The organism is Amycolatopsis sp. NPDC114503 (assembly GCF_055633655.1).
Genome location: NZ_JBVKDT010000002.1, coordinates 874,028 through 890,572 on the forward strand (window position 1 = coordinate 874,028; position 16,545 = coordinate 890,572).

14 protein-coding genes are annotated in these 16,545 nt (G+C 69.7%); 10 read left to right on the plus strand and 4 right to left on the minus strand.

The features are described 5' to 3' along the window. Window position 1 precedes the first annotated feature (1 nt). The 3 genes from ACZ7OI_RS11855 to ACZ7OI_RS11865 all read right to left on the minus strand — a co-directional run bounded on the left by ACZ7OI_RS11855 (window position 2) and on the right by ACZ7OI_RS11865 (window position 7,063). Window positions 2–3,886, minus strand: a complete 3,885-nt coding sequence (locus ACZ7OI_RS11855) for a Pls/PosA family non-ribosomal peptide synthetase (RefSeq protein WP_470264151.1) — start codon at window positions 3,884–3,886, stop codon at window positions 2–4. 271 nt (window positions 3,887–4,157) lie between these two features. Further along, complete coding sequence (locus tag ACZ7OI_RS11860; RefSeq protein ID WP_470264152.1) at window positions 4,158–5,591, minus strand: LCP family protein; 1,434 nt, start codon at window positions 5,589–5,591, stop codon at window positions 4,158–4,160. A 134-nt stretch (window positions 5,592–5,725) separates the two neighbouring features. After that, window positions 5,726–7,063, minus strand: a complete 1,338-nt coding sequence (locus tag ACZ7OI_RS11865) for an MFS transporter (RefSeq protein WP_470264153.1) — start codon at window positions 7,061–7,063, stop codon at window positions 5,726–5,728. A gap of 97 nt (window positions 7,064–7,160) precedes the next feature. On the opposite strand from ACZ7OI_RS11865, the gene ACZ7OI_RS11870 reads away from it, so the two are divergent. The 10 genes from ACZ7OI_RS11870 (at window position 7,161) to ACZ7OI_RS11915 (ending at window position 15,659) form a co-directional block, all read left to right on the plus strand. Further along, complete coding sequence (locus ACZ7OI_RS11870) at window positions 7,161–7,646, plus strand: MarR family winged helix-turn-helix transcriptional regulator (RefSeq protein WP_093577102.1); 486 nt, start codon at window positions 7,161–7,163, stop codon at window positions 7,644–7,646. Between the two features lie 61 nt (window positions 7,647–7,707). Further along, window positions 7,708–8,628, plus strand: coding sequence for a hydroxymethylglutaryl-CoA lyase (locus ACZ7OI_RS11875; protein ID WP_470264154.1), 921 nt, complete (start codon window positions 7,708–7,710; stop codon window positions 8,626–8,628). A 21-nt stretch (window positions 8,629–8,649) separates the two neighbouring features. Then, window positions 8,650–9,366, plus strand: coding sequence for an enoyl-CoA hydratase/isomerase family protein (locus ACZ7OI_RS11880; protein WP_470264155.1), 717 nt, complete (start codon window positions 8,650–8,652; stop codon window positions 9,364–9,366). Continuing rightward, the gene (locus ACZ7OI_RS11885) at window positions 9,363–10,553 is read left to right on the plus strand and encodes a CaiB/BaiF CoA transferase family protein (RefSeq protein WP_470264156.1); all 1,191 of its coding nucleotides are present in this window, start codon (window positions 9,363–9,365) and stop codon (window positions 10,551–10,553) included. The genes ACZ7OI_RS11880 and ACZ7OI_RS11885 overlap by 4 nt, the downstream gene beginning before the upstream one ends. Next, a complete protein-coding gene (locus ACZ7OI_RS11890) occupies window positions 10,553–11,293 on the plus strand; it encodes an enoyl-CoA hydratase/isomerase family protein (protein ID WP_470264157.1) in 741 nt (246 codons plus the stop codon). Before ACZ7OI_RS11885 ends, ACZ7OI_RS11890 begins: the two co-directional genes overlap by 1 nt. Then, window positions 11,290–12,861, plus strand: coding sequence for an AMP-binding protein (locus tag ACZ7OI_RS11895; RefSeq protein WP_470264158.1), 1,572 nt, complete (start codon window positions 11,290–11,292; stop codon window positions 12,859–12,861). The genes ACZ7OI_RS11890 and ACZ7OI_RS11895 overlap by 4 nt, the downstream gene beginning before the upstream one ends. Further along, entirely contained in the window at window positions 12,858–13,823 is a 966-nt protein-coding gene (locus ACZ7OI_RS11900; protein ID WP_470264159.1) for an NAD(P)H-dependent flavin oxidoreductase, read from the plus strand. The genes ACZ7OI_RS11895 and ACZ7OI_RS11900 overlap by 4 nt, the downstream gene beginning before the upstream one ends. A 53-nt stretch (window positions 13,824–13,876) precedes the next feature. After that, window positions 13,877–14,476: an SMI1/KNR4 family protein gene (locus ACZ7OI_RS11905; protein WP_470264160.1), complete on the plus strand. Its 600-nt coding sequence runs from the start codon at window positions 13,877–13,879 to the stop codon at window positions 14,474–14,476. Further along, entirely contained in the window at window positions 14,473–15,072 is a 600-nt protein-coding gene (locus ACZ7OI_RS11910) for an SMI1/KNR4 family protein (RefSeq protein WP_470264161.1), read from the plus strand. Before ACZ7OI_RS11905 ends, ACZ7OI_RS11910 begins: the two co-directional genes overlap by 4 nt. Beyond that, window positions 15,069–15,659, plus strand: a complete 591-nt coding sequence (locus ACZ7OI_RS11915) for an SMI1/KNR4 family protein (protein WP_470264162.1) — start codon at window positions 15,069–15,071, stop codon at window positions 15,657–15,659. The genes ACZ7OI_RS11910 and ACZ7OI_RS11915 overlap by 4 nt, the downstream gene beginning before the upstream one ends. On the opposite strand, the gene ACZ7OI_RS11920 is transcribed toward ACZ7OI_RS11915, so the two are convergent. After that, window positions 15,656–16,540, minus strand: a complete 885-nt coding sequence (locus ACZ7OI_RS11920) for an SDR family oxidoreductase (RefSeq protein ID WP_470264163.1) — start codon at window positions 16,538–16,540, stop codon at window positions 15,656–15,658. The two genes, ACZ7OI_RS11915 and ACZ7OI_RS11920, sit on opposite strands and share 4 nt — an antisense overlap. Window positions 16,541–16,545 lie beyond the last annotated feature (5 nt).

A 16,545-nucleotide genomic window follows, 5' to 3' on the forward strand; every position in this document is an offset into this window, starting at 1 on the left:
TTCACCGCCAGGGACGGACCGGAGTGCCCCGCCACCGGGTGCGCGGCGGAACCGTCTCCCCCGCCATCACCAGCGACCCCGACCCCACCGTCGCGCCGTCGGAAACCCCGCTGCCCGGCAGCTGGAACGCGCGCGGGCCCAGCGTCGCGCCAGGACCGAGGCGGACCGGGTCCAGCCGCATGACGCGGTCGTGGAACAGGTGTGTCTGCAGGACGCAGCCGCGGTTCACCACGGCGCCGTCGCCGAGGCGGATGAGATCCGTTTCCGGCAGCCAGTAGCTTTCGCACCAGACGCCGCGGCCGATGCGGGCGCCGAGGGTCCGCAGCCACCAGTTCAGCACCGGCGTGCCGAGGAACGATCCGGCGAACCACGGGACCGCAAGGGTCTCGACGAAGGTGTCGTACAGCTCGTTCCGCCACACGAACGCGCTCCACAACGGATGCCGCCCCGGACGGAACCGGCCGACCAGCGTCCATTTCATCAGCGTCGTCAGCAACGCGGCGAAGAGGCCGGCCGCGACGAACACCGCGGGTGCGACGGCGGCGGCGACCCAGAAGCCGTCCGCGATGTCCACTCCGGCCAGGACCGTGGACACGGCGAGTCCGAGGACGCCCGCGATGAGCAGCGGCGCGATCCGGCAGGACTCGACCAACGCGCGCGCCAGCTTCAACCGGCGCGGCGGCGCGAATGTGCGGGCGGGGTCGACCGTGTCCGCAGTGCGCCGCAGCTCCAACGCGGGCCGGCCGAGCCAGGACGTGCCGTCGGGGACCTCTGCCGGAGTGTCGGACAGGACGCCGACGAGCGAGCCTGAGCCGAGCTTCCGGTCCGGGCCGACGACCGCGGAGTTGCCGACGAACGCGCGCTCCCCGACCTCGGAAACGCCCAGCCGGACCCAGCCGCGGTCGAGTTCGTACGGTGCGGCGAGGACGTCGTCGGCGAGGAACGCGCCGTCTCGCACCCGAAGCAGCGACGGCAGACTGAGCACAGTGGACAGTTCGACGCCGCGGCCGATCCGCGCGCCCAGCAGCCGCATCCAGACCGGGGTCGCCAGCGCGGCGTAGAGCGGGAACAGCTGCCGCCGCGCGATTTCCAGCAGTTCGTGCACGAACCAGGCCGCCCAGCCCGCTCGGCTCAGCACCGGATAGGTTCCCGGCCGCACGGCCAGGCTGGCGAACCGCACGAGCAGGACGATCGTCAAGGCGTACAAGACGATTCCGGCGAAGACGAGCAGCGGCGTCCACGGCAGGATCGCGAGCGCGGCGGTGCGCGGGTCGTCCGCCGCCGGGACCAGCAGCAGCGCGACCACGATCAGCGGAATCGCGGTGACGAACATGAACAGCGACCGCACCGTGCCACCGAGCGCGAACGCCAGCGAGTACCGCTTCGCTCGCGGTGCCGCCGCGATCGGCCGCGACGGGCGCTCGCCCGCCGGTCCGGCCGGAGAACCTCCCCAGACCGCGCCGTCCGGCACGCGGGTGTCGAGCGTCGAGCCCGGCAACAGCACCGACCCGGCGCCGAGATCCGTGCCCGGCAGCAGCGTGCTGCGACCGCCGACCCGGGCGCCGGCGCCGACCCGGACGCGGCCGATCCGCAGCACCGAACCGTCCAGCCACCACCCGGCGAGGTCCGCCTCGGGCTCGATCGCGCATCCGTCGCCGAAGTCGGCGAGACCGCCCACCGGCGGCGGAGAGTGCAGGTCGACGCCCCGGCCGACCCGATTGCCGAGCAACCGGGCATAGGGCGCGGCAAGCGGCGTCCCGGCAACGCCCGGCGGACCGGCCACCGCAGCGAACCGTTCGGCGGTCCACAGTCGCATGTGGACGATGCCGCCGCGGCGGTACTCCCCTGGCGCGAGCTTTCCGCGCAGCAACCGCACACCTCCGGCGGCGAGCAGCATCCGCCCCGGCGGGCTCAGCAGCACCAGCCACGCGGGGATGAGGATCCACCACGACATCCGCGGCAGCCATTGCAAGGGCAGCACCAGAGCGACCAGCGAGCCGAGCAGCGAGACCGAAAGCAGCCACCGCATTCCGGACAGGGCCAGCAAAACGAGTTGGACCCCGGCCTGCCACCAGCCGGTGCCCCGAGCCGCGGGAATCTGCGGCTCCTCCACGGCGACAGTTTCGACCGGCTCCCCTGCGAGACGCTCGTACAGCTCGCGCGGCGTCGGGCAGGAGTACACATCGGAGACTGCTGCGGTCGGATGCCGTTCGCGCAGCACGGAAACGAGCCGCGCGGCGGTCACGCTCGAGCCGCCGAGGTCGAAGAAGTCGTCGTCCGGTCCGGCGGCGGTTCCGAGGTGTTCGCTCCACACCTGCAACAGCCACGCCAATCTCGGATCGGACGGAACCACCGGCGCGGCGGTCGGTTCCTCCAGCGGCCACGGCAATGCGTCGCGGTCGAGCTTGCCCGAAGCGCGCACCGGCAGATCCGGCACCAACGCCAGCCGTGGCACCAAAGCCGCGGGCAGCCGGTCCCGCAGAAGACTGCGCGCGGCGGTGCGATCGAGGCTCTCGCCTTCCGGCACCACGTAACCGACCAGCACCTGCGCGCCGCTGTCCGTGCGCCGCACCACCGTCGCCGCCGCGGCGACACCCGGCAGCGCCCGCAGCGCGGCGTCGATCTCGCCCAGTTCGACGCGCCGTCCGCCGATCTTGACCTGGCCGTCCGCGCGGCCGACGAACTCCAGCCCCTCCGGCACCGCGCGCACCAGGTCGCCGCTGCGGTAGGCGCGGCTCCAGCCGAGACCCGGCAACGGCACGAACTTCTGCGCGTCCTTCGCCGCGTCGAGGTACCGGGCGAGACCGACGCCGCCGATCACCAGCTCGCCGCTGCGGCCCCACGGCACCGGGATGCCCGCCGGGTCCTCCGGGTCGACGACCGCGAGCTCCCAGCCGTCGAGCGGCAGCCCGATCCGCACCGGATCGCCCGCGCGCAGCCGCTGCGCACACGCGACGACCGTGGTTTCCGTTGGGCCGTAAGTGTTCCAGATCTCCCGGTGGCCGTCGTCGAAGCGCGTCACCACCTCCGGCGGGCACGCTTCGCCGCCGAGGATGAGCAACCGGACACCGGCCAGAGTGTCCACTGGCCACAGTGCGGCGAGCGTCGGCACCGTCGACACGACCGTCACGCCGCGTTCGACCAGCCACGGCCCGAGATCCGCTCCCGCGCGAACGAGCGAGCGCGGAGCCGGTACGAGGCACGCGCCGTGCCGCCACGCCAGCCACATCTCCTCGCACGACGCGTCGAAAGCGACACTCAGCCCGGCCAGCACGCGGTCGCCCGGGCCGAGCGGCCGTGCCCGGCAGAACAACCGGGCTTCAGCGTCCACAAAGGCCGCGGCCGCGCGATGCGTGACCGCGACGCCTTTCGGTTTGCCGGTGGAACCGGAGGTGAAGATGATCCAGGCGTCGTCCTGCGGCTGCGGACGGACTCGCGGCCACTGCGGTCCGCGCGAGGGAGGCAATCCCGCGTCGCTGAGGACAAGGCTCACCTGGGCCTCGGTCCACACTGTCCCGGCACGATCGGCCGGATCGTCGGCGTCGACCGGGACATAGGCCGCGCCGGTGGAGAGAACGGCGAGAATGCTGCGGTACAGCGCGGCCGTGCCGGAAGTCATCCGGATGCCGACCCGGTCGCCCGGCATGACCCCGGCGGCGCGAAGGCGTCCGGCGAGTTCTTCGACCTGTGCGGCGAAATCGCGGTACGTCGCCCGCTCCGCGCCGTCGTCCAGCGCGAGCGCGTGCGGGTGCCGGCGCACCGTTTCGGCGAAAATGTCGTAAAGCGTGCGCGCGGCAGGCGTCGGACCCGCCCGGTAAACCGCCGTCGCCTCTTCGGCGAGCCTCTCGGGCGCGACTGTGCGCACCCGATCCGCGTCCAGCGTCACAGGAAAACCTCTTTCCGGAAGAACAGGACTCACGAAACCGGCCGATCGCCACTCAACAATGGGCGGCGTGAGGCCGGGCTGAAGCAGCAGTGCCGTTCTCGGGCACTGAAATCGGAACAAGATCAGATTTCGGGCAATCCCCCGGCCGCGGCTGTGCGGCTCGTCACCCGATCCCGGACATTAGCGGGCACATCGCCGCCGACGTCACTCGGGAGAGTTAATTTCGGAATTCGTTCTCAACGGGTTCACAGGATCGTTGTGCTTCTCCCGTTCACCGCACGCACGGCACCCCGCCTCCGGACAATTCGTCGGCGGGCGAAACCGGGGAGACCGGCACCGGGTCCACCTGGTCGGCCTTTTCCCGGAAATCCGAGCCGAGCACCAGTTTCAGCTCCCCCGCGGCCAGCGCGCCGTCGTAGCCCACGGCGTACCCGCCGCCGAGCGCGGCCACGAGTTTCGCCGCCGACGCGGAATCCCCGCGCCCGTAACGGACCACGGTGCGGTGCGTGTGCCGCGCGCTGGACGTCCGCCCGGCGCGGTATCCCCGCGACGGGAGCGCCTTCAGCACCCGGGCGGCCGCGCCCTCACGGCCGCTCGCGTTCACCACGTCGACCGCGGGGCCGGCCGTCGCGGCGGGCGGCGGCGGGACCGTCCGGCCGAGCAGCCGGGCCGCGGCGGCGCGGATCTTCACCGGATCGACGATGTTGACGTCTTCGCCCCGTGCGTCTTTTTCGAACCTTTCGACCGGAAGCGACGCCAGCGTCAGATCCCCGCCGGCGAACGTTTCCGCCTGCCGGGCCAGCGCATTGAGGTCGAGTCCGGAATCGATCGCGATGTTCTGTTTCGCGACCGAAACCAGCTCCCCGAGTTTCACCGGGTCGCCGAACACCCGGCCTTCTTTCAGCTGATGCGCCAGCGAAACGAGAAACGCTTGCTGCCGCCGTTCCCGGTCCAGGTCGGTGAACTCGCGCGCCGGATCGTGTCCCTGGCGCACGAACGCGAGCGCCTGCGCCGCGGAAATCCGCTGCTGCCCGGCCGGGAAATCCGCTCCCGAATAACTGTCGTGCGTGCTTTCGGCCAAACACACCGTGATCGGCTGCACGACCTGAGCCAGCTGGAAGAACGCGACAAGGGTGACTTCGACGAAATGGTCCACCGCGACCCCTCCGAGGAACTGGCGCACCGTCGCGACTTCTGCCGCGCGGCCGGCGTCCCGGGACCTCTGTTCGCGAGCCGCCTTCTCGGTGACGCCTTGCGCGGCAAGAAGTTTGGATTGCGCGGCGAACGCGTACCCGTAAGCCTCCTTGATCCTGCCCTTGCACACCCCGTCCGGGCAGCCGGCGAGGTCGGTGTAGTCGTCGCGCGGGATCGAGATGACCGTCGGATGCCCGCCGTCGGCCGGGACGTGCAGCAGCATCAGGACGTCGGTGTTGTACCCGCCGACGCTCTGGTCCCCCGCGTGCACTTGCTCGTACAGCTCGGCGGGCAGCGGTTCGCCCCGCTCGTCGAGCCGCGAATCGAGTCCCATGACGAGGATGTTCGTGTCCCCGCCCGGGCGGGCCTGCCCGTCGAGCGCGGTGGACGTGGTGACCCCGGACAGCAGCGCGCGCAGTTCGGCCCATCCGTAGGCGGCCCCGCCCAGCAGGACGGCGACCAGCGCGACCACGCCGATCCGCTCGGCCCAGTGCCCGTTCGCGCGCTCCATCGCTCACCGCCCCTCCCTCCGGCGGCACCCGGTCTACTCCGGGGTTCCTGTGAGAGCGATGAGAAAGCAGGCCGTCCGGGCAGCCCGCCGAGGTCGAACGGGCCGCCGCGTGCGAAACGGCACACTTTGGAGGGTCAGCGGCGCCGTTCGCGGAGATCGCCGGGCCGGACGCCGACGAGCAGCACCACGACGGCGAGCAGGACAATGCCCGCGCTGATCTGCAGCCCCAGCGACAGGCTCCCGGTCGCGGATTCGATGAACCCGAGCAGCGACGGCGAAGCGGCCGCGGCGAACGATCCCATCGACGTCACCACCGCGATGCCGGTGGCCGCCGCCCGGTCGTTGAGGTAGATCGACGGGATCGAATAGAACACCGTCAGCCCCGAGTAGTGCGCGGCCGCCATCACCGCGAGCAACAGGATGATCACCACGACGCTGCCGCCGGACACCGAGATCGCCAGCATCGCGAATGCCGCCACGATCCAGCTCGTCGCCGCGTGCCAGCGCCGCTCCAGGGTGCGGTCGGAGTGCCTGCCGACCAGCAGCATCACCACGATGCCGAGCAGCGGCGGGATCGCCGAGAAGTAGCCGAGGTTCAGGACGTTGCCGACCCCGGCGTTGGCGATGATCCGCGGTGTCCAGTACGAGACGGCGTTCGCCAGCGTGTACGCGCCGCACGCGCAGAGGCCGAGAATCCAGACCTTCGGGTCGCGCAGGGCAAGCAGCAGGCCGCTGTGCTTCTCGGTCGCCGGGCCTTTGTCGCGGCGATCCGCTTCGAGGTCGGCGCGCACGGCCGCCTTCTGTTCCGGGGTGAGCCACTTCGCCTGCTCCGGGCCGTCGGTGACGAAGAGCAGCACGAGCCCGGCCAACAGGATCGGCGGAATGCCCTCGATCAGGAACAGCCACTGCCAGTCCGCGAGCCCGCCGACGCCGCCGAGCGAGTGCATGATCCAGCCGGACATCACCGAGCCGAGCGCGCCGGACACCGGAATGCCGATGAAGAACACAGCTGTCATCCGCGTCCGCCGCGACGACGGGAACCACAGCGACAGCAGATACAACGCTCCGGGGAAGAACCCGGCTTCGGCGACGCCGAGCAGGAAGCGCGCGGCGTAGAACATGATCTCGTTGTGCACGAACAGGGTCACCACGGTCATCACGCCCCAGGTGGCCATGATCCGCGCGAGGGTCTTGCGCGCGCCGATGCGGGCGAGCAGCGCGTTGCTGGGGACCTCGAAGAGGATGAAGCCGACGAAGAACAGCGTGACGCCGAGCCCGTACACCGCGGGACCGAAGCCGAGATCCCGTTTGAGACCCTGCTGCGCGATGCCGATGTTGGTGCGGTCGATGTAGCTCACGACGTAACACAGCACCAGCAACGGCATGACGCGCCGGGCGATCGTGCGATAGGTCGCTTCGCGGTCGACAGCGGCGGTTGCCGGAGCGCCGGTGACAGCGGATGGTTCGGCCACGGCTGAGACTCCTTCGTCCGGATCGGGCGAGTGGCAGTCTCCGCATCGAGTGTTGAGTTTGTCAACACACATCGGGTAACGGCTACGATGCACGGCCATGGCCGAACGCGCAGACGGACACGACCTGGTCCCCATCTCCGGACTGCTGTCCTACCGGCTCTCGCGCACGTCGTCGGCGATGTCGCGCAGCGCCGCGGTGCGCTACCGGCGGGACTTCGGCGTGAGCCTCGGCGAATGGCGCGCGATCGCGCTCATCGCGGCCGACCCCACGCTCACGCTCAACCGGCTCGCGCGCCGCGCCGGACTGGACAAAGCGCAGATGAGCCGCGTGGTCAGCCGGCTGACCGACCGCGGGCTGGTGAACCGCACGGCCGGGTCCGGGCGCACGTCGCAGCTGGCGCTGACCGCCGAGGGCACCAGGGTGTACCGCGGCCTGATCACCGCCGCCAACGAGCGCGACGCGGACTTCCTCGCCACCCTGACCGGCGAAGAGGCCCGGGTGCTCGACCGCGCGCTGGACAAGCTGGCCGAGCACGCGCTGGCCGTCGAGGAGAGTGAGCGGGCTCACCCGGCCGCCGAGTAGTGTTGACTTTATCAACACCCTCGCGTAGTTCTGGAACCACCGACGAGGAGGTGGGCCCAGGATGTCCGACGCCGTCACGATCTGCGAGTGCTTCGCCCGCGACGGGCTGCAGCACGAGCCGGAGCCCGTGCCGACCGCGACGAAGATCGCACTGCTGAACTCCTTCGCGCGCACCGGTTTCCGCCGGATCGAGGCGACCAGCTACAGCCATCCCGCGCGGGTGCCCGGCTTCTCCGACGCCTCCGAGGTGCTCGCCGGGATCGACCGGAGCCCCGGCGTCGCGTTCAAGGCGACCTGCCCGAACCCTCGGGCCGTCGAACGCGCGCTCGCCGACCTCGAAGCCGGGCACGGCGCCGAGGAACTGAGCCTGCTGGTGTCGGCCACCGAGGCGCACACCGAACGGAACCTGCGCACCACGCGCGCCGGGCAGTGGGAGCGCGTGACCGAGATGGTCAAGCTCGCCGACGGGCGGTTTCGCCTGGTCGGCGTGGTGTCGGTGGCGTTCGGCTGCCCGTTCGAGGGCAAGGTCGACCCGGGCCGGGTGGCCGAAGACGTCGCGCGATTCGCCGATCTCGGCGCGAGCCTGGTGACCCTCGGCGACACCACCGGCGTCGCGACCCCGGGCTCGGTGCGCGCGCTCTACACCCGGCTCTCGCGGGAAAACCCGGGGCTGCCGCTGGTCGCGCATCTGCACAACACGCGCGGAACGGGGATCGCGAACGCCGTCGCCGCTCTGGAAGCCGGGTGCCGGCACTTCGATTCCGCGATGGGCGGCGTCGGCGGGCATCCGGCGAAGATCGGTTACGGGGCCGGGCTCACCGGCAACGTGTGCACAGAGGACTTGGCCAGTTTGTTCGCCGCGATGGGCGTCGACACCGGCCTCGATCTCGACCAGCTCGCCGCGGCGTCCGCGGCCTGCGAGGAAGCGCTCGGCCGACCGTTGCACAGCATGGTCGCCCGCGCCGGCTTCGCGTCCGCCTGACTTTTCTTTGGGGAGAAACCTGTGCTGCTGACCGAAAACCACGACGCCGTCCGCGTCCTTACGCTGAACCGGCCGGACAAGCTCAACGCGCTCGACACCGCGCTCACTCGCGCGCTTGACACCGCTTTGGACGAAGCCGGCCGGGACCCGAGCGTCCGCGCGGTCGTTTTGACGGGAGCTGGGCGCGGCTTTTGCGCCGGTGCCGATTTGAACGAGTTCTCGTCGCTCACCCCGGACCAGCCGGAGGCCGTTCTCGAACGCGCCGCGCTCACCGCCCGCCTGCAGACGCGCATGCAGCAGCTGCCGGTCCCGGTGGTCAGCGCGGTGCGCGGGGCGGCCGTCGGCGGCGGTGCCGGGCTGGCGATCGGGGCGGACCTGGTGGTCGCCGGGTCGGACCTGAAGTTCGGGTATCCCGAGCTGAAGCATTCGATCGTGCCCGCGCTGGTGATGACCGGGCTGGTCCGGCACCTGGGCCGCAAGCTCGCGTTCGAGCTGGTCAGCACCGGCCGGCTGCTCACCGCCGCGGAAGCCTCGTCGTACGGGCTGGTGAACCAGGTCGTCGAGCCTTCCGAGATCGTGCCCGCCGCGCTCGCGATCGCGCAGCGCTGGACCTCGGTCGAACCCCGCGCGCTCGCCGCGGCCAAGGACCTCTTCTACCGGGTCGCGGACCTGCCGACGGACGCCGCGATGCGCGCCGGCCAGGACGTCAACGCGCTGATGCGCGGGTTCCGGGCATGACCGGGCCGCTCGCCGGGGTCACTGTGCTGGACCTTTCCCGGGTCCTCGCCGCGCCGCTGGCCACTCAGATCCTCGCCGAACTCGGCGCGACCGTGATCAAGGTCGAACGTCCCGGCTCCGGCGACGAAACGCGCGGCTTCGAACCCCGGCTGCCGCACGGCGAAAGCGCGTACTTCTTCGCCTTCAACCGGGGCAAGCAATCGGTCACTGTGGACTTGAAGGACCCGCGCGGACGCGATGTCGTCCGGAAGCTGGCCGCGCGCGCCGACGTCGTCGTGGAGAACTTTCTGCCCGGAACTCTCGACCGGCTCGGTCTCGGCTACGCCGAACTGTCCGCGGAAAACCCCGGCCTCGTGCTGGTGTCCGCGACCGGCTTCGGCCAGACCGGACCGGACGCGCACCGCAAGGGGTACGACACGGTGTTTCAGGCGTTGTCCGGCGTGATGGCGATGACCGGCGATCCCGCTGGTCCGCCCGCGAAAACCGGCGTGCCGGTGGCGGATCTGACGTCCGGGCTGTGGGTGGTGATCGCCGTGCTGACCGGGCTCGCCGGGCGTTCGTCCGACGGTCGCGGCAGGCACCTCGACGTGGCGATGATGGACGTCCAGCTCAGCCTGCACGCCCTGAACGCCGCCCGGCTGTTCGCGCTCGGCGAGGACCCCGTCCGCACCGGAACCGAACATCCGGGGCGAGTGCCGTCGGCGGCGTTTCAGGCCGGGGACGGCGAATGGCTCCATATCAGCGGTAGCGACCAGCATTGGACGCCACTGTGCACGGTGCTCGGATTGTCCACTTTGGCCATTGATCCTTCGTTGCAGCACAACGCGGGCCGGGTCGAACACCGCGCGCGTGTCATGAAGGCTCTGCGCGGCGCGATCGCCCAGCACGACCGGGACCAGTTGGTCAAAGAACTGCAGGCCGCCGATGTCCCCGCTGGCGCGGTGCGTTCGGTCCGCGAGGCACTGGCCGATCCACACGCCATCGCGCGAGGCGTCGTCGGCGAGTTCACGCATCCCGTCGAAGGCTCGTTCCCGGCGCTGCGCACGCCGTTGCGCGAGACTGCCGGAGACGCCCCGGCACCGGGAACGCCGCCGGTGCTCGGAGCGGACACTGACGTCGTGCTGCGCGACTTGGCGGGGCTGTCGGACGGCGAGATCGAGGGCCTGCGGGCCGCGGGAGTGATCTGATGAACGAACGCGTGACGCTGGACGTCACCGACGGAATCGCCCGCGTCGAACTGGCCCGCCCGTCGGCACGGAATGCCGTGGACCTCGCGATGTGCCACGCCCTGAAGGAAGCCTTCGACGCCGTTGATATCTCAGAGGCCCGGGTTGTGCTGCTCAGCGGTGCCGGTCCGGTTTTCTGCGCCGGTGCCGATTTGAAGGAACGGACGGGCAAGGACACCGCTTGGGTCCGCCGTCGCCGCGTGGCGTCCTTCGCGGCCTATGCGGCGATCGAGGCCTGTCGCTGCCCTGTTGTCGCGCTGGTGCACGGCGCCGTCGTCGGCTCCGGCGGCGAGATCACCCTCGCCGCCGATTTCGCTCTTGCCGCCTCGGGCACCGTTTTCCGTTTCCCCGAACCACATTGGGGCACCGTCGGCGCTACGCAACGGCTCCAGCGGGCCATCGGCAAACGCCGGGCGAAGGAATTGTTGTTCACCAATACGCCTCTGTCCGCTGTGGACGCTGCCTCGCTCGGCCTGGTCAACCGCGTCGTCCCCGATCTGGCCGCCGCCGGAGCCGAGGTCGCCGCCGCCATCGCCGCCGCTCCGCCCGGCGCGATCGCCCTGACCAAACGGGCCGTCGACCTGGGTTCGGAAACTGACCTGGACCGCGGCATCCGGATCGAAATGTCCGCCATCGAACAGAACCTCGCCGACGGCAGCTGGCGCGACGGCGTCGCCCGGTTCACTGGAGAGACCCGATGACCGACCTGCGCACCGCCTGCCCGCTCACCGTCCAGGACGCTCTTGCGCGGGCCGCCCTTCTCGCTCCTGAGGTCGAAGCCGTCGTCACTGCCGACGCGCGGATCACCTACCGGGAACTGGCTCTTCAGGTGGCCCAGGTGCGCGGCGCTCTCGCCGCCGCGGGAATCGGCCGAGGCTCCCGGGTCGGGCTTTGCCTGGGCAACACTCCCGAGTGGGTCACGCTGTTCCTGGCTTTGGGTTCGCTGGGTGCGCTGGTCGTCCCCGTCAACACTCGCTTCACCGCGGACGAGGTGCACTACACGCTGGCCCATTCCGGCGTCAGCACTTTGTTCGCCGCCGAGCGCGTCTTGAACGTCGACTTCCCCGCGCTGTTCTCTGACGCCGGCATTGAACCCGGCTGCGCGACTCTGCCTTCTTTGAAGCGGATCATCATCCTGGGCCAGGACAGCTGGGCCGATTTCCTGGCCGCTGGCTCGCCTGCGGAACCCGTTGCCACGCCGGACGATCTCCTTCTCGTGCAATACACCTCCGGCACGACGTCGCGCCCCAAGGGCGTCCTCCTGACCCACCGCAGCATGTGCGCCGATGCCTTCTTCTCCGGTGCCCGCCTGGGTTTGCGCCCCGGCGACCGATTCCACTCGGCACGCCCGTTCTTCCACGTCGCCGGAAGCACCCTTTCCGTGCTGGCTTCCCTCCAGCACGCCACCACCTTGGTGACCATGCCGAAGTTCGAACCAGCAGAAGCGTTGCGGCTGCTGGAAACCGAACGATGCACCCACTTCTCCGGCAACGACACCATCGCCCTGCTCCTGCTCAACCACCCCGACCTCCCGCACCGCAGCCTTTCCCTGCGCGGCGCGTGGGTCGCCGCGTCGCCGACGGTCGTGCGCCGGGTGATCGACGAACTCGGCGCGCGCGAATGCGTTGCCGGGTACGGACTTTCCGAAGCCTCCCCCAATGTCGCCCAATCCGCGTGGTGGGAACCGGAAGACGTCCGCGCCTCCGGTGCCATGGCTCCTGAGCCGGGTGTCGAAATCCGCATCCGGTCCCTGGACGACACCCGCGACTGCGAACCCGGCGAACCCGGCTCCGTCCTGGTCCGCGGCTGGAACGTCATGCAAGGCTATCTCGACGACCCCGTGCGCACCGCCGAAACGATCGACGCCGACGGCTGGCTGTCCACCGGAGACGTCGGCCTGCTCGACGACTCCGGACGGTTCCATTTCACCGGCCGCACCAAGGAAATCATCCGGGTCGGCGGAGAGAACGTGGCCCCCGCCGACGTCGAAGACGTCCTTCACCGCCATCCCGCCGTCCGCCAGGCCGCGGTCGTCGGAGTCCCCGACGAGCGCTTGATCGAAGTGCCCTTCGCCTTTGTCGTCCTGACTGCGCCGGGCATTTCGGAAGAAGACCTGCTCTTGTGGGCGAAAGAACGGTTGGCCGGGTTCAAAGTCCCACGGCACCTGCGCATTGTGGACGGTTTCGAGGCCATCGGCATGACCGCCAGTGCCAAGGTGCAGAAGAACCAACTGGCTCGCTATGCCCGAGCTTTGCTGGAGAACTCATGATGCGGCTGCGTACGTCTGTCACCGAGTTGCTGGGCCTTGACCTGCCCATCATCCAGGCCGGGATGTCGTGGGCTTCGTCGTCCTCGGCTTTGCCCTTGGCTGTGTCGAATGCTGGCGGTCTGGGCGTCGTCGCCGCCGGTCCGATGCGCCTGCCCGATCTGGCCCGGGTGCTGGACGAAATGGCCGCCGGCACCGATCGTCCGTGGGCCGTGAACCTGCCCCTCTACCGGGCTGGTGCCGACGAGGTCATCGACCTGCTGCTCTCGCGCCGCCCTCCTGTGCTGATCGCCTCCCAGGGCGGCCCACGACGGTATCTGGACCGGTTCCACGCCGTCGGGACCCGGTGCCTGCACGTTGTGGCCGGGGTGTCGCATGCTTTGAAGGCTTCCTCCGCTGGCGTCGACGGATTGGTGGTAGTCGGTGCTGAGGCTGGCGGACATCCACCGCCGGGGATGGTCACCACTCAGGTCTTGGTGCGTGCCGTGGTCTCGGCAGTGCCGTCGATTCCGGTGATCGCCTCCGGTGGGGTCGCCGATGGTGCCGGGCTGGCCGCGATGCTGGCCCTGGGCGCGGGCGCGGCCCAGTTCGGGACCCGATTCCTGGCGAGTTCCGAGGCGACTGTGCATCGGTCTTATCAGGAGGCAGTGCTCGCCGCTGGCGTCGACGACACCCGGACGGTTGGTCGAGGCTTGGGCGTGATCCGCGCACTGGCGAACGATTTCACTACGCAGATGTCCGAGCTGGAGGCTTCCGGAGCCGAGGAGTCTTTGCGGCGGAAGGTTTTTCAGGCTTCGTCGCTGAAGGACGCGGCGTTGGACGGTGATGTCGCTACGGGGAAGGTGGAGGCCGGTCAGTCGGCCGGGCTGATCACGGAAGTCCTTCCGGCAGCGGAGATAGTCGCGCGGATTACGGCGGAGTACGCGGCGGTGGTGGGTCGCCTGCCTCAGCTCGAGGAGTCTTGATTGGTCCGTTCAGCGCAATCCTTCCGGTGATCGAATTCCGGTAGGATGCGCAGGTGAGCCAATCGATCGAGGAGATCGTCGCCATCACCGGGTGGACCGGAGGCATCCGGCCGGGCCGGGACTGGAGCACCGTCGAGCAGGACATCGGCACGGCGCTTCCGGACGACTACAAGGAATTGTTCTCCCTGTTCCCGTCCGGTGCTTTCTGCGACGCGATCGTCATGGCCAATCCGATCGACGCGCGCACGGACTATCCGAGGTTCCTCCGGGAGGACGTCTTCGAAATCCTGGAAATCCTGGCCGACGACAGGCTGGAATACCTGAACGACACAAGCTACCGGCTCTTCCCCGACGAAGGCGGGCTCCTGCCCTGGGGCGGCGACGGGCAGGGCGGGATGTTCTGCTGGATCACCGAACCGGCAGACCCGAACCGGTGGCGAATCGCCTACTACAGCCGGGGCATGGACGAGTGGCGCGAACACCCCGGGCCGATCACCGAGGTCCTCCGGGAAGCCCTGACCACCACCGGCGACGACAACAACATCCTCGGGTGGCCGCCCGAAGACCTGCCGCGGCTCTTCCGCGTGCCGTCCACCCACCTGGGCGACGGGCGATGGCTTCCCCACGCCGAGTACCGGCAGACCGCGTCATGAACCACCCGCGAAGACACTCGATCGGCGAACTCGCCCGGATCTCCGGCTGGACCGGAGAAATCCGCCAAGGCCGGGACTGGGCCGAGGTCGAACGTAAACTCGGGACCACCCTGCCCGACGACTACAAGGCGATGCTTTCCCGCTTCCCCTCAGGCTCCTTCCGCGGCGCCGTCGCTTTCGAGAACCCCATCGACGCCCGCGTCGACGTGGAGGAATTCGTCCGAGACAGGGTATGGAGAGTTGTCGAAACCCTCAGCGACGAGAGCCTGGGGTACCTGCGCGACACCGGCTACGCGCCGTTCCCCGAGTTCGCCGGGCTCCTCCCCTGGGGCAGGGATCTTCACGGCGGCATCTTCTGCTGGCTGACCGAGCCCGCCGACCCGAACCAGTGGCTGATCGCCTACTACAGCAGAGACTTCGACGAATGGTTCGAACACGACGGCGGCGTCGTCGAGATGATCTGGGAAGTCCTCACCCGCCCCGGCGGCGACAATCTCCTCCGCCGTCCCCTGGACGACGAAGAACCGGTCTTTCGCGTTCCCTCCACCTACGCCGGAGAACGGCGCGGCTGGATCCCGAACGTGGAGTACCGGTGACCGCACGACGCTCGATCGACGAGATCGCCCGGATCTCGGGCTGGACCGGAGGAATCCGCCAGGGCCGGGATTGGGCCGAGGTCGAACAAGCCGTCGGGATCAAGTTCCCCGACGACTACAAGGCCCTGATGTCCCGGTTCCCGTCAGGCTGCTTCCGCGGCGTGGTGAACTTCAACAATCCCATCGACGCCCGCATAGACCTGGCCAAGTTCGTCCGCGACAACATCCGCGGCGTGCTCGAGTCTTTCGACTCCCCGTGGGGAGATTTCTTGGAGGGCACGAACTACCGGCTGTTCCCCGAGCCCGGCGGCCTCCTCCCCTGGGCCAACGACACCGGCGGCGGCGTGTTCTTCTGGCGGACCGGCTCCGAAGACCCGAACCGCTGGCCCGTGGTGTTCTGGGACCGCGGCACGTTCGAATGGAACGAGCAGCCCGGCGGAATGGTCGAGGTCATCTGGGAAGTCCTCGCCCGCACTGGCGCGGACAACATCCTCCGCATGGACCTCGGCTACGAGGAGCCGACCTTCCGGGTCCCGTCGACCCATCTGGGAGACGGCAAATGGCTGCCCCACGAGGAATACCGCTAACGCCAGCTGTCCGGCTGCCGCCCGTCCACATCCGTCACCCCGTATTCCCTCGCCAGCTCCGCCGAACTCACCGACCGCTGATTCCACCGGTCCCGCAACGGATCCGCCGCCATCGCCGCCACCCCACGCCCCACATACCGGGGCGATTCCGACTCAGCGAACCCCGGCGGAGCCCCAGCCTCCAACGCCGACCGCCAGTTCCCCTCGCTCACCCCGTAAGCGTCGAGCATCATCTCCGACCGCAGCCACCCCGGCGTCACCGCGACGGCCGCGGCTCCATGCTCAGCGAGCTCATGCCCCTGCGAAAACGCCAGCCGATTCACCGAAGCCTTGGCCAGGTCGTAAAACACCGAAATCCGGTAGCGCGACGCATTGTGCGCCAAGGTCCCGTCGGTCACCTCGACCACCAGCCCGCCAGGCTCGCGGATCAGCAGCGGCAGCAGGAAATGCGACGTCACCAGATGCGTCTCCACGCCCAGCCGCAGAATCCGCAGCCCCGCGTCGAGGTCGTGCTCCCACACCGGCGTATTCCAGTCCGCCGGACCGCCCTTGAGCCGCTCGGCGCCCCAGATGTCGTTGACCAGCAAGTGAAGCCGGCCGTATTCGGACTCGACGAAAGAGGCCAGCCGCCGGACGTCGTCGTGGTCCAGATGATCCGCGACCACTGGGACGCCAACCCCGCCGAGCTGGGATACCAGCGAAGCGGTCTCTTCGACGGTCTCCGGCCGGTGGTAGTCAGAGCGCCTGAGTCCGAGACGGCTGCTGCGCCCAGTACAGATCACCGTCGCCCCGGCCTCGCCGAGCGCGGCGGCGATTCCCCGCCCGGCACCGCGGGTCGCCCCCGCGACGAGGGCGACCCGGCCGTGCAGATCAGGCGGCATCGGGC

What these genes read in the sequence shown, in the direction of transcription:
- ACZ7OI_RS11885 (WP_470264156.1), top strand. Translation starts at nt 9,363, where the DNA reads ATGACCGGGCCGCTCGCCGGGGTCACTGTGCTGGACCTTTCCCGGGTC.
- ACZ7OI_RS11910 (WP_470264161.1), top strand. Translation starts at nt 14,473, where the DNA reads ATGAACCACCCGCGAAGACACTCGATCGGCGAACTCGCCCGGATCTCC.
- ACZ7OI_RS11890 (WP_470264157.1), top strand. Translation starts at nt 10,553, where the DNA reads ATGAACGAACGCGTGACGCTGGACGTCACCGACGGAATCGCCCGCGTC.
- ACZ7OI_RS11860 (WP_470264152.1), bottom strand. Translation starts at nt 5,591, where the DNA reads ATGGAGCGCGCGAACGGGCACTGGGCCGAGCGGATCGGCGTGGTCGCG.
- ACZ7OI_RS11920 (WP_470264163.1), bottom strand. Translation starts at nt 16,540, where the DNA reads ATGCCGCCTGATCTGCACGGCCGGGTCGCCCTCGTCGCGGGGGCGACC.
- ACZ7OI_RS11900 (WP_470264159.1), top strand. Translation starts at nt 12,858, where the DNA reads ATGATGCGGCTGCGTACGTCTGTCACCGAGTTGCTGGGCCTTGACCTG.
- ACZ7OI_RS11870 (WP_093577102.1), top strand. Translation starts at nt 7,161, where the DNA reads ATGGCCGAACGCGCAGACGGACACGACCTGGTCCCCATCTCCGGACTG.
- ACZ7OI_RS11895 (WP_470264158.1), top strand. Translation starts at nt 11,290, where the DNA reads ATGACCGACCTGCGCACCGCCTGCCCGCTCACCGTCCAGGACGCTCTT.
- ACZ7OI_RS11875 (WP_470264154.1), top strand. Translation starts at nt 7,708, where the DNA reads ATGTCCGACGCCGTCACGATCTGCGAGTGCTTCGCCCGCGACGGGCTG.